We start from the raw sequence: 12,332 nt of genomic DNA on the forward strand, positions 1-12,332 counted from the left end.
GCAACCGCTGATTTATTTGATTTTACTGATTCTCCTGATGTGCAAAGGTCGGTTTTTATCTTTATGATTGATTGTTGTTGTTATTGGAACAATCATCCTCCTCACTTATATGTAGCATTAGTAAAAGAAACCTACGTATAAATATTAAATCGTTCTTCCTTTAAGAAGCCTATCAGGGTTATGTTCCAGGCTGCGGCCATTTTTACGGCCATGCCGGAGGGGGCACCGATGGCCGCAACTACGGGTATGGCGGCCATGGCGGCTTTCTGGATCAGTTCAAAACCGGCCCTGCCACTCAGTAGGAGCAGGCTTTCGTGTAGAGGTAGCCGTTGTTCCAGGGCGGCACCGATGATTTTATCGACAGCATTGTGCCGGCCAATATCCTCATGCAGCAAAACGATCTGTCCTTCCTGGTTAATGAGTGCCGCAGCGTGCAGACCACCGGTATGCCTGAATACCGCTTGTTGCTCTCTCAATTGCTGTGGAAGTGGGTAGAGCAATTCTGCCGGGAAATGAGGCCGGTTTTTACCGCTATTAACGGCAACGCCTGTATGAATATCCGTGATGGAAGATTTGCCACATAAGCCGCAGGCGGCGGTGGCCTGAAAGTTACGCTGACTGTGGTCGAGGGAAGGGATGGCCTGTTCCTTTAAGAAAACAGTAGCCACACTTCCGTTGGTTGTATCCGACAAGGTAATATGGTGTATGTCGGCTACCTGGGGGATAATACCTTCTGTGAACAGGAAACCTGTGGCCAGTTCCTTATCCTGGCCAGGTGTGCGCATAGTAACAGCAATGTTCTGCTGACGGCGGTTATGGGTAGGACCATGTATCAGTCTTATCTCCAGTGGCTCTTCGGCAGCCAGTATATCTTCGGTGTCTGTAATACCGGCTGCCGTTACTTTCTTTATACGTGTGTGAACAACAGCTTTTGTCATATCTAAAGTTACACTTTCACAATCATCTTACCACTGTTTTTGCCTGAAAATAATCCCAGCAGCGCAGTGGGCAGCTGATCGAAGCCTTCTACGATCGTTTCTGTGAATTTTATTTTTCCGGCCTTTACCCATTCGCCCAGCTGTTTGATGCCTTCCTGATAACGGGCAGTATAGTTGCCGATGGTAAAGCCCTGCATTAAAACGCTGAATTTGATAAGCGTAGGCTGTATACGCGGCCCCATGGGTATTTCGGTGCTGTTGTAAAGCGCTATCTGTCCACATACCGGTATACGGGCAAAAGGATTCAGGTGATACATCACTGCATCGGAGATCTCTCCGCCTACATTATCGTAATAGATATCAACACCGTTGGGGCAGGCGGCACCAATGGCGGCCGTAATGTCGGGATTGTTTTTGTAGTCAATGGCAACGTCGAAATTGAATTCGTCTGTCAGCATTTTTACCTTTTCAGCACCGCCGGCGATGCCCACTACACGGCAACCCTGTATTTTGGCTATCTGGCCGGCTACCAGACCTACAGCACCGGCAGCACCGGATATCACCACGGTTTCGCCGGCTTTGGGCTTGCCGATGTCCATCAGCCCGAAGTAGGCGGTCAGGCCGGGCATACCCATGACGCCCAGATAGTAGGTGGGTGGGATACTGCTGTCAATTTTACGCAGATGATCACCAGAGAAAATGCTGGCCGTTGCCCATGGGAAGAAGTTTTTGCCGCCGGAAGGCATTACCAGGTCACCTTCCCGGAAACGCGCATCTTTACTTTCGACTACAGCCGCTACTCCGCCGCTTTCTATTGGTTCCTGTATCTTGAACGGCGGTATATAGGATTTTTCATCACGCATCCTGCCCCGTAAATAAGGATCTACAGAAAAATATACGGGCTTTACCAGTACTTCCCCTTCGGCAGGTGCCGGCAGCTCAGCGCTTACGGTCTTAAATGTATTGGGGGAGGGTATACCTTCCGGTCTGTCGTTGAGTAGTATCTGTTGTATTTTCATGATGAAAATGGTTTATTCTTTTAAACGGGCAAAATCAACTTTTGTTTAACAGTGGGCTCTTCCTATTGTCTATGCTAGGAATTATCCCGTAAAAATGTATTTTCGGGTTACAATTAAAACCACTAAACCCTAACTGTCTATGCGTTTGGATGATGAAAGATTAAGTGACAATGTCGAGAAGCGTTCCGGTGGCGGAACGCGGACACTGATTGGCGGCGGTATCGGCGGCGTCATTGTGATCGTGCTGGCACTGTTGTTTAAACAGGACCCCAATCAGGTGAATCAGGTACTGCAGCAGGTACAAGGCCCCGGTCAGACCGAGCAGGCTGAAAAACTGACGAAGGAAAATGCCTCTGCCATTGAATTGTTTTCTTCTAAAATACTGGCCAGCACAGAAGATGTATGGCAGGAAGAATTCAAAAACATGAATATGCGGTATGTGCCACCTAAAATGGCGTTGTTCACCGATGCCACCACTTCCGGTTGTGGTGCTGCTGAATCAGCGATGGGGCCGTTTTATTGCCCTGCAGACAAAATGGTGTATCTGGACGTATCCTTCTTCAACGAGCTGGAGCAGCGTTTTGGCGTGAAAGGTGATTTTGCCAAAGCCTATGTGATTGCGCATGAAGTAGGTCACCACGTACAAAACCTGCTGGGCATCAGCCGTAAAGTACAGGCTATGCGGAACCAGCTGAGCGAAAAAGAGTACAACAAGCTGTCTGTAAAACTGGAACTGCAGGCCGACTTCCTGGCAGGACTCTGGGCCAATCACGCGCAGAAAATGCGCAATATCCTGGAAGCCGGTGATATTGAATCCGGGCTGAACGCTGCCAGCGCAGTGGGTGACGATAAACTGCAACAGGCCGGTACGGGCCGTGTGGTGCCGGACGCCTTTACACATGGTACTTCCGAACAACGGATGTACTGGTTTAAAAAGGGCTACGATACCGGAGAGCTGTCACAAGGTGACACCGGAATAGGATTAAGATAATGATCCCATCATAAGAGCGAAGCCTCTGGCGTATATACGCCAGAGGCTTCGCTCTTGTTTCCCAGGACTGAAGTCCTGGGCTAAAATGGATTGAAGTTCTGGGATAGGATGGTTCTTGGCTATAACTGCAGCATTTCCTTCGCCAGCATAATCATTTTCTCATCACCGGTGTACTTTCCTTTTTCATCAGACAGCTTTACCACCGGCGTCCAGCGGGGCGCATCTTCCGGCCGGGCCTCATACATTTTAATCACAATATTCAAAGGGGTTAATCCTACATCGTTAGTAAAATTGGTGCCTATACCAAATGACATTCCTATACGTCCCCGACAGTAAGCCGCGATGGCAGCCACTTTGTTATAGTCAAGCCCATCAGAAAAAATAATGGTTTTGGAGAGTGGGTCTATACCTTTTCCCTGATAGTGCCGGATGGCCTGGTCGGCAAACTGCAGCGGGTCGCCGCTGTCATGCCTTACCCCATCAAACAGTTTAGCGAATTTCTTATCGAACTGCTCAAAGAAAACAGGTGTTGTATAAGTGTCGGATAAGGCTATGCCCAGATCACCGCGATATACCTGTACCCAGTATTCCAGTCCCAGCATATTGGCCATTTTAAATCCGTATTTGGCCGCATGGAACATAAACCATTCATGGGCATGTGTGCCTACCGGTTTCACTCCATTAAGCATCGCCAGATGAACATTGCTGGTACCGATGAAAGTCTTGTCTCCATATTGCCGCAATGTTTGTACAACCAGTTTATGTACTGCCAGCGAGTGCCGCCGCCGCGTACCAAAATCCGCGATAGTAATGTTGAGGTCTTTATAGCGTTCAATTTTCCTGCAGGTAATTTGTATAACCTCTTCATCGGTAACACGCTGCTGACCGGTAGCCTGATAGTATAATTCACAAACCAGTGACATCAGAGGAACCTCCCACAGGATTGTACGGTACCAGTAGCCATCGACATGTATTTCCAGCTCTCCGCCCTGTTGGGAAATATGTACTTCAGACGGGTGGTAACGGTATCCCTGCAGGAAATCCAGGTAGGTAGGATCAAGATAGGGGCAGGTGACAGCCAGAAAATCCTTTTCCTCCCGACTCAGCTGCAGGTAGCGCATATCATCCACAGCCCGGCGTAACAAGGCGTCGAAGCCCGGCGGAAATACATGCTGACCGCGATTGATAAACTTATAACGGGCACGGGCCTTCGGAAACAGTTTTATCACACAGTGCTGCATGGTAAATTTGTAGAAGTCATTGTCCAGAATAGCGTTTAATATCATAACCTGCGGTTTATATAATAATTATACCATATTTTTGCGTTCTTAATCATATCCATTCAAAATGAAACAAATCAAAGTTAAATTCCCCCTTAACCCACAGGAAACCGTTTTGTTCAAAGTAAACGGATCCTACCTCAAAAGCAAATGGAAAGCAGAACAGGCGGCATTATGCCTGACTAATGAGCGGATCGTGATGGAAGGTAAACCCATGTTGATGTTTTTCCTGTTTGGTATTATTGGCTGGTTGTTGACCAGAACAAAAAAAGCCAAAGAGTTCCCGCTGACAGATATTACGAACTTCAGCCGTGGCAAACAGGGCTTCAATAAAAAAGTGGCCGTGTTTGAACTGCTGGACGGCAGTACCGTTCGTTTTGCCATCACCGGTAAATGGGAGGTTTTTGAAGCAGCCTACCATAAAGCTATGATGGACGTGAAACCCTTATTCTCTCTGCATTAAGATTACAATTTCGTTCCGCAATATTTACAATAGTCCGCATTGGCATCGTGTCCTTCACACATGCAATGCGGACATATTCTTTGGGCCACTTCCTCTTCTCCCTTCAGTTTGCTCATCTCCACCGTTACAATTCCCGTAGGCACCGCAATGATAGCATACCCATGATCATGATCAATCATAAAACAAAAACACCGGTATGAATGTTTATTGCGTCCCAGGACTGCAAAAACCATATCAGAAGATATCGGTACATTCGTTACATCCATATGAAAGCCTGTATTTTATTTTGCTGAGCTATGGAGACTGCCAGGAACAGAAAAAGTATACCCGTTAGCGTTATTTGTGATAGTGTAGCCAAAAGAGTATACACAACACTGGAAATAATTTGGCGTTAATCAATAGTGCTTATCTTTATCATATGCTTACAGAAATACTTATCAACTTATTTGAACGCGACCTTAGCCGTCTCGAAGAAGAAATAGCAGCCTATGAAACGGAAGCTGCCATCTGGCGTGTACCTCAAGGGATTAAGAACTCAGGAGGTAACCTTTGCCTGCATCTCTGCGGCAACCTTCAGCATTTTATCGGTGCTATACTGGGCCATACCGGTTATGTCCGGAACAGAGATCTGGAGTTTAGTGCAAAAGATGTACCCCGTGAGGAGCTGCTGGCGCTGGTGGGGACAACACGACGTACAGTGCTCACCGTTATCCTGAGCCTTTCTGAAGAAGACCTTGAAAAAATATACCCGGAGAAAGTGTTGGGGGAAACCACCACGGCCCATTTCCTGGTGCATCTTTGTACACACCTCAGTTATCATCTGGGACAAATCAATTACCATCGCCGGTTAACCCAGTAAGTTATGGCACAACCTACTTTTGCCCAGCGTTTCCTGCAGGTGTACCTACAGCTCAGGATGCTGATATGGCCTTTTATTGTGTTGTTGGTTGGGGTGCTGCTGCTCCGCAGTTTCTATGGGCGGGAAGACATTTATTTTTACATTAACCGGCTGCATACCAGCTGGGGTGATTGGTTGTTTCCTCGTATTACAGAACTGGGCAGTACTGCAGCCTGTGTGGTGATCTCCCTGCTGTTATTTTTTATCAATAGAAGAATGGGGACCGTGATGGCCGCAGCTTATGTGTTTAACTCCATGGTCAACTTTGCACTTAAGTTTATGGTATCGTTTCCCAGACCACGTCGTTACTTCGCCCAACGGCTACACGATATTTATTTTGTTCCTGGTGTAGAGGTGCTGGATAATTTCAGAAGTTTTCCTTCCGGACATAGCGTATGTGCCTTCACAGCAGCCACGGTATTGTCTTACTATGTCAAAAACAAATACTGGTCTTTGTTATTCCTCTTGCTGGCTGCGCTGGTAGCCTATTCGCGGATGTATATGAGTCAGCACTTTCTGGAAGACGTAACTGCCGGCGCTACTGAAGGGATTCTGCTGACGATGTTAACTGTGATGTATGCTGACGTAACTGATTTTCCTGATCGGGGAAGATGATGTAGTATCATAAATACTTGATTAATGCCTGATTAATGCGAAAGGTTGATATCATCAACCTTTCACTATTTTCGCTCATCAGGAGCATCAGCATCATCATTGAATATCATCGTTGCGATTTGGTACAACATCCCCGGATTCAATCCTCCATTTAAATCATTTATTCTTCCATTTATTCCTTCATTTGTTTCTCCGTTTATTCCTCCATTCAGCAAGTGGTTGGGAGGTATTATGCCGGGTTTGAATTCCAGTGTGGTGGCGTTGTAGGGAGGAGTGGAGGGAATATGCCGATGGGGTTTATAATTGGAGGGTGCTGCAACATAACGGGCCCATAATACTTCATAGCCGATATAGATCTGGTTTTGTCCTTCCATGACATGGTCTGCATGACCGAGGCAGCATTCATCGGCGGGACCGAGATTTTCAATGAGACGGGTGCGGGTGGTAGTGCCTACCTGTGTACTGATTACCTGGCGGATGGCGACGGTAATAAAACGGTCTGCGGAGGTATTGCGGAGATTACGCAGGTACCTTGAAATACGAAAGGAGCTGTTGACAATTCCGGTGATCATAATATGGGCAGCTGCATCTTCACCTTCAGGAGGAGTATATTGCTGCTCAGGCGGTGTAGAGGTGCTGACTGCACAGGCTTTATAAATGGCATACCCTGTTATACAGGTAAGAAGGGCCAGGATAAAGTACATATATGGGTTATGATTAAATGTGCGCTTCAAATATACTAATGACCAGACGCTCTATTTGTAAACCCAATGTTAATCCAATTATTATGATAATACTATTTTCATATTTACAGATGCTGTATTAACAAAGAAGCCATCTTGTGGATGGCTATAAGGGTGATTAACAATTAAATCACAAAAAATACAAAAAGAATACCCCAACTTTGCCTGACTATTTTTTAGGGTGTTTGTAAGCTATGCTCTCTTTTGACTATATCTGTTTTACCCCAATTTTTTTCCGAGAAAATGCTCCTGCTTCCGATAAACGGAAGGTTTGACTGTCATGTCATTACCAGAAGTATTTATCAGAAGAAGCATTTGTGGCAGCGTATTATCTGGGAAATAATACTACGCTTAATCCTGCGCTGTGCCATTGTGCATTGTAATAAGGCAGTACTGTCGTACTAGCATGCCCGTTAGTGCTGTTCTTAAACAATTTGCGCTGTATCCACGGATATACCCAATACGCGGCTTTGGTACTCAAAATACCAAAACCTGCTCCGGCCACCACATCACTGAACCAGTGTTTATTATTGTACATTCTTAGTGCTCCTGTAGCAGTAGCGGCAGCATAACCCGCTACGCCATACCAGGGGGATACATCTTTGTATTCCTGCCGGAGAAATTCTGCGGAAGCGAATGCAGTAGCAGTATGTCCGGATGGAAAAGACAGATTATCGCTGCCATCAGGTCTTACTTCATGAGAAAGATGTTTTACTGCTTCTACAGATCCGGCAGTAAGCACGGCTGTAATCCCGAGAATAATAGTACGGTCGCGGAAATTATGTTTCCCATGTATACCCGCCGCATTCAGCACATACACTGCAGCTACGGGTGTATATTGCAGATAGTTGTCAATACTGGTATGGAAATCAGGATTATGTTCTATTAATTCCTTATTGGTGGAGTGATTGAGATCTACCAGGGAATGCATGTTCAGGGCTGCAAAACCGTAACCGATCATCACTGCCGGTACTACCAGACCAGCGGCGGTACTACGAATAGCCGGTGGGGGTGTTACGGTCAGGTGAAAAGTATCTTTAACGGTTTGAGAGAGGGAATCTGCCTTCATCTGGGCTTTTAAAGTGCTGGTCATGGTGCCCAGGGCCAGGCCAGTTGTAAGTATCATCTTTTTCATGCATCACTCCTTAATTGGCCAAAAGTAGCGGGCAATTCTGGAGGAATTCTGTACTTCGTTTATTCGCCTCCACGGTCGGTGATGGAGAAAATCATTTCGGCGGTTTGTTTGGTATACCGGTTATGAAAGATAAAGGTAATCAGAAGACCGAGCAGACAACCTGTGAGTACTGATATTACCCGGCCTACAGCGGTATCCCACAGATGGGCCCCGGCCTCATGGGTCATTACAATGATGGTGGCTGCCAGTGCCGTACGGGTAGCCGCTTCCAGTTTGAACAGGTTACATAACACCACTGTCACGCATACGGCTATACTCATCGTGATCAATAGATTGGGATGAAACAACAAAAGCAAAAAACCGGATGCAGCCCCTATTACATTTGCTTTGATACGGGTCACGGCCAGTGTCATGGCATCAGAGCCATCAGGCGATAAAACCAGCATCACCGATATCAGCACCCACACTACATCTTTATAATCCAGCAGCCACGAGAGAAGCAGCACTACCAGTACGCCACTCACACATTTGGCAGCGTAAATCAGTAACCGTTGTAATCTTGCTTTATTGACCATACCGCAATGTTAGGACATTTGTTACATATATCGCTTAATGTATATGTAGATTGTTCAGATTGAGTTTTGTTACCTTTGGGACTTTTTTTAATCAACTGATAACCATGAGACTACGGAAACTATGCTACATGGCAGCTGTTATCGGTTTATTACAGGCCTGTATAAAAGAAGCACCTGTAAATCCCGAGGCTGACATTGAAACCTTTGCCGTTGACAAAGAACAACTGACCGGAGATGTGTTTATTGACCATGCTAACGGGACTATTCTGGTGTACCTGACACCTGATGCTTACAAACAGGGGATAGCCCCTACACTCACCCTTTCTGCCGGCGCTACCGTTACACCCGCATCCGGCGACTCTATCCACTTTGACAGTACCCACGTAAATCAATATGTGGTGACGGCCGCCGACGGCATCCATCAAAAAACCTACAAGGTGGAAGGTATCGATAATGGTCTTTGGAAATGGGACTTTGAAAAGTGGATGCTGAATCCTAAAGACAAATACCAATACCTGATCAATGACGACAGCACGGTGCTATGGTCTTCAGGAAACCCTGGCATTGCCATGGCCGGTGTGCCTAAAGACCCGAAAGAGTATCCGCTCAGAGCTACTACCGATGCCTATCACGGACAATATGCTGCTGAAATGGTAACCCGCAAAGGGACCGCCCTGTCTGGTATTATGGGCATCAAACTGTTTGCCGGCTCACTTTTCCTGGGTGTATTTGAAAGCAAGAATGCTCTTACGCAGCCCCTGAAAGCCACACAATTCGGACAGCCGTACCGCGGAGAACCGCTACGCTTTACCGGCTACTACAAATACCAGCCCGGTGCCAGTTATCAGGACAAGTCCGGTACCATTATCCCGGGCATGACCGATTCCTGCTCTATTTATGCTATCCTGTATACCGGAACATCCCGACTGGATGCTACTAATATACAGACCTCAGACAGGATCGTCGCAAAAGCGGTTTTACCGGATGGCTCTGCACGTCCCCAATGGACCCGCTTTGATATCCCGTTTGTCATCACCCGGAAAATCAGCCACTCAGAAAAAATGATGATGGCCATCGTGGCCTCCTCCAGTAAAGATGGAGACAGCTACAAGGGCGCTATCGGCAGCCGCCTGGTACTGGATAGCCTCCAAATCGTTCACCAATAATGTTTTGATCCCATGAATATAAAATTCAAAGGACTGTTGGCCGTTATGCTGTTTACAGCCGGACAACTGTTTGCGCAGGAAAATAACAGTAATAATAAAAATACGCCCACCTTTACACCTGGCCTGGAACATCGTATTCTGGCCGGGTTTAACTTCGGCGCTACCGCACCGGTAGGATTACCCAACACTATCCGCCGGATCAATAGTTTCTGGCCTGAATTCAGTCCCTCCCTGGGATATGAACTGTCTTACCGCATTACCTCCAAATGGGGCGCTTCACTGGCGGTAAAACTCGACTATAAGGGAATGGGCACTAAAGATGAGGTACAGTATTTCCCTACCATCATTACCACAGAAGATGGAGGCAGCTTTTCGGGTAACTTCAGCGGCAAAAACAAAACAATAGTGCGCAACGCCTATGTAGCTTTCCCGCTGAACGCCACTTTTACACCTAATGCCAAATGGCGCTTCAGCCTTGGTGGTTATGCCGCATGGCTGTTCAGCTCCAATTTTTATGGTACCGTATCCGATGGTTATATCCGCAATGGCGGCCCTACCGGCGAGAAAGTAATCATCGACAAAGCTACCTTCGACTTTGGTATCGATGTACGGAAATTCGATATTGGTTTGCAAGGCGGCGCCATGCGAAAGGTAGGCCGTAAGCTCGAAGTGATGGGCAACCTATCATGGGGATTAAAGCCCATTTTTCCGGATGACTTTAAAGGATTGGATTTCCCATTGTACAATATCTATCTGACACTGGGAGTGGCTTATAAAATCTAAGTCCCAGGACTGAAGTCCTGGGCTATATTTGTAGGATGTAAGTACGGGGGGTATTGAAAATAGAAAGCGCGCAAGTTAAGTTCTTGCGCGCTTTGTGTTTTTTGTGTTTATGCTTTTGATGCTTTTTATGTTTTTTGTGATTTTATGATTTTTTATGATGAGTATTAGTATTTGGCTGGCTGGCCGGCTTTAGGCAGGGATTTCTTAATGAAATCGCGGATATCATCATTGCCGGTGGTCAGGTCATCTTTGCGGAGGTACATCATATGACCGCTACGGTAGCCTTTCCAGGACAGCCGGCCTTTAAGCTTTCCGCCAGGGTCCAGTTGCCACATGCTGTATTTGGCGTTGAAGTAGTCACAGGCACCATCGTAGTAACCGGACTGTATCATCACGTTCAGGTAAGGGTTGGCAGCCATTGCCTGGCGCAGGTTTTCACCTGTTTTATCTCCATTGCGGTCCCAGGGATGTACCGGGCCGAACATCATATACTTCAGGTCAGTAGGGAATTTGAGCTCTTCCCGCAGGTAGATGTTGATAGCCGGTGTAAAGGCATGGAGCCAGGAAGTCAACTCTGCGTTGTAGTCGGGATTATTGCCGGCGTCTTCCTTGTCCTGTCCCAGATAGCGTGAATCCAGGCGGCCTACGGTATAACCTCTGTCTCTCAGCAGTTCTTTCCAGAAGAAGTCGGGCGGTATGTTCAGGTTATGTTGCAGGATCACTTTCTCGGAAAGGCCGGAGTAACGGGCCATACGGCCGGCTATCTCTTTCCTTTTCTGTTCATCCAGGAAGCCGCCCTGGCTGATGGCTGGAATCAATTCGTGAATGGTGAAGTTCTCCACTTCAGGCAGCATGGCTGTCAGGTCTTTTTGCTGGAGGTCTGCTGTCAGGGCTTTGTGGTACCAGGCGGTAGCTGCATAATAAGGCAGGCTCAAAGCTGCATCCACAGGGCCGTTGCGGGAAATACCCAGATCGGTGGGAGATACCAGTATTACGCCGTTCAGATACATCCACTGTGCATTCTGTAATTCCAATGCGAGACCGGACACACGGGTAGTCCCATAACTTTCGCCGATCAGGTATTTGGGAGAGGCCCAGCGATTATGCCTGGACACAAAGGTATTGATCCATTCGGCCAGATATTTTATATCGGCATTAACACCGAAGAATTTATCGCGCGGTGCATCTTTATTGATCCTTGAAAAACCGGTATTGGCGGGATCTATGTACACGATGTCTGCAATATCGAGAATAGACTGTGGATTTTCGTGTATGCCATAGGGTTGTACCGGATAACCCTCATCATCGATATTCAGGAGGCGGGGACCGGTGTAGGCGATCTGCATCCAGACAGAGGGTGTACCGGGGCCGCCGTTGAAAGAGATTACCAGCGGCCGGGAGGTACGGTCTTTTACATCTGTTCTTTCATAATAAGTATAAAAGAGACCGGCCATCACTTTACCATCCTGGTCCCATACAGGCTGGGTGCCGGCGATGGCTTTATAAGGGACTTTTTGTCCTTTGATAGTGACGTCATGAAAACTGGTGACAGCTGTGTCCGGATTAAGAGATAGACCAGGGTTGGCTCCTGTGAGTTCTGTTTTGGGCGCGGGTTTAGCGGGTTGTTGCGCTAATGCCGGTTGCAGCCCTGCCAGTCCGGTTGCCAGCAGTGGCAGCCATATGGCCTTGTTGATTGCGTTCATATTTAGATTAGATATTTGGTTTA

General features: G+C 47.1%; 14 protein-coding genes. 6 read left to right on the forward strand and 8 right to left on the reverse strand.

Going from position 1 to position 12,332, the window contains the following annotated elements:
- Window positions 1-131 precede the first annotated feature (131 nt).
- Both fdhD and KD145_RS02545 read right to left on the reverse strand, forming a co-directional pair.
- Window positions 132-938: a formate dehydrogenase accessory sulfurtransferase FdhD gene (gene fdhD / locus KD145_RS02540; protein ID WP_212004345.1), complete on the reverse strand. Its 807-nt coding sequence runs from the start codon at window positions 936-938 to the stop codon at window positions 132-134.
- An 8-nt stretch (window positions 939-946) separates the two neighbouring features.
- Window positions 947-1,957: an NADP-dependent oxidoreductase gene (locus KD145_RS02545; protein ID WP_212004346.1), complete on the reverse strand. Its 1,011-nt coding sequence runs from the start codon at window positions 1,955-1,957 to the stop codon at window positions 947-949.
- A 139-nt stretch (window positions 1,958-2,096) separates the two neighbouring features.
- Here KD145_RS02545 and KD145_RS02550 point away from each other — a divergent pair, with 139 nt between their 5' ends.
- Window positions 2,097-2,948 carry a neutral zinc metallopeptidase gene (locus KD145_RS02550; protein WP_212004347.1) on the forward strand — a complete coding sequence of 284 codons (852 nt, stop codon included), beginning with the start codon at window positions 2,097-2,099 and terminating at the stop codon, window positions 2,946-2,948.
- Window positions 2,949-3,067: 119 nt separating this feature from the next.
- On the opposite strand, the gene pncB is transcribed toward KD145_RS02550, so the two are convergent.
- The gene (pncB, locus tag KD145_RS02555) at window positions 3,068-4,234 is read right to left on the reverse strand and encodes a nicotinate phosphoribosyltransferase (protein WP_212004348.1); all 1,167 of its coding nucleotides are present in this window, start codon (window positions 4,232-4,234) and stop codon (window positions 3,068-3,070) included.
- Window positions 4,235-4,295: 61 nt separating this feature from the next.
- Between pncB and KD145_RS02560 the strand changes: the two genes are divergently transcribed.
- Window positions 4,296-4,691 carry a hypothetical protein gene (locus KD145_RS02560; protein ID WP_212004349.1) on the forward strand — a complete coding sequence of 132 codons (396 nt, stop codon included), beginning with the start codon at window positions 4,296-4,298 and terminating at the stop codon, window positions 4,689-4,691.
- A gap of 2 nt (window positions 4,692-4,693) precedes the next feature.
- Here KD145_RS02560 and KD145_RS02565 read toward each other — a convergent pair whose 3' ends face one another.
- On the reverse strand, window positions 4,694-4,870 hold the full coding sequence (locus tag KD145_RS02565) for a hypothetical protein (protein WP_212004350.1): 177 nt from the start codon (window positions 4,868-4,870) through the stop codon (window positions 4,694-4,696).
- 239 nt (window positions 4,871-5,109) lie between these two features.
- On the opposite strand from KD145_RS02565, the gene KD145_RS02570 reads away from it, so the two are divergent.
- Both KD145_RS02570 and KD145_RS02575 read left to right on the forward strand, forming a co-directional pair.
- Window positions 5,110-5,550 carry a DinB family protein gene (locus KD145_RS02570; protein WP_212004351.1) on the forward strand — a complete coding sequence of 147 codons (441 nt, stop codon included), beginning with the start codon at window positions 5,110-5,112 and terminating at the stop codon, window positions 5,548-5,550.
- A gap of 3 nt (window positions 5,551-5,553) precedes the next feature.
- A complete protein-coding gene (locus tag KD145_RS02575) occupies window positions 5,554-6,204 on the forward strand; it encodes a phosphatase PAP2 family protein (protein WP_212004352.1) in 651 nt (216 codons plus the stop codon).
- Window positions 6,205-6,269: 65 nt separating this feature from the next.
- Here the strand turns inward: KD145_RS02575 and KD145_RS02580 are convergent, their stop codons facing one another.
- From KD145_RS02580 to KD145_RS02590, 3 genes are all read right to left on the reverse strand, one after another.
- Entirely contained in the window at window positions 6,270-6,908 is a 639-nt protein-coding gene (locus KD145_RS02580) for a hypothetical protein (protein ID WP_212004353.1), read from the reverse strand.
- 367 nt (window positions 6,909-7,275) lie between these two features.
- Window positions 7,276-8,082: a phosphatase PAP2 family protein gene (locus KD145_RS02585; RefSeq protein WP_212004354.1), complete on the reverse strand. Its 807-nt coding sequence runs from the start codon at window positions 8,080-8,082 to the stop codon at window positions 7,276-7,278.
- 59 nt (window positions 8,083-8,141) lie between these two features.
- On the reverse strand, window positions 8,142-8,657 hold the full coding sequence (locus KD145_RS02590) for an FUSC family protein (RefSeq protein WP_212004355.1): 516 nt from the start codon (window positions 8,655-8,657) through the stop codon (window positions 8,142-8,144).
- 128 nt (window positions 8,658-8,785) lie between these two features.
- On the opposite strand from KD145_RS02590, the gene KD145_RS02595 reads away from it, so the two are divergent.
- Together KD145_RS02595 and KD145_RS02600 are read left to right on the forward strand one after the other, a co-directional pair.
- Entirely contained in the window at window positions 8,786-9,823 is a 1,038-nt protein-coding gene (locus tag KD145_RS02595; protein WP_212004356.1) for a PCMD domain-containing protein, read from the forward strand.
- A 12-nt stretch (window positions 9,824-9,835) separates the two neighbouring features.
- Complete coding sequence (locus KD145_RS02600) at window positions 9,836-10,606, forward strand: outer membrane beta-barrel protein (protein WP_212004357.1); 771 nt, start codon at window positions 9,836-9,838, stop codon at window positions 10,604-10,606.
- A 164-nt stretch (window positions 10,607-10,770) separates the two neighbouring features.
- Here KD145_RS02600 and KD145_RS02605 read toward each other — a convergent pair whose 3' ends face one another.
- The gene (locus KD145_RS02605; protein WP_212004358.1) at window positions 10,771-12,309 is read right to left on the reverse strand and encodes a S10 family peptidase; all 1,539 of its coding nucleotides are present in this window, start codon (window positions 12,307-12,309) and stop codon (window positions 10,771-10,773) included.
- Window positions 12,310-12,332: the final 23 nt, after the last annotated feature.

The organism is Chitinophaga sp. HK235, assembly GCF_018255755.1.
GTDB lineage: Bacteria > Bacteroidota > Bacteroidia > Chitinophagales > Chitinophagaceae > Chitinophaga.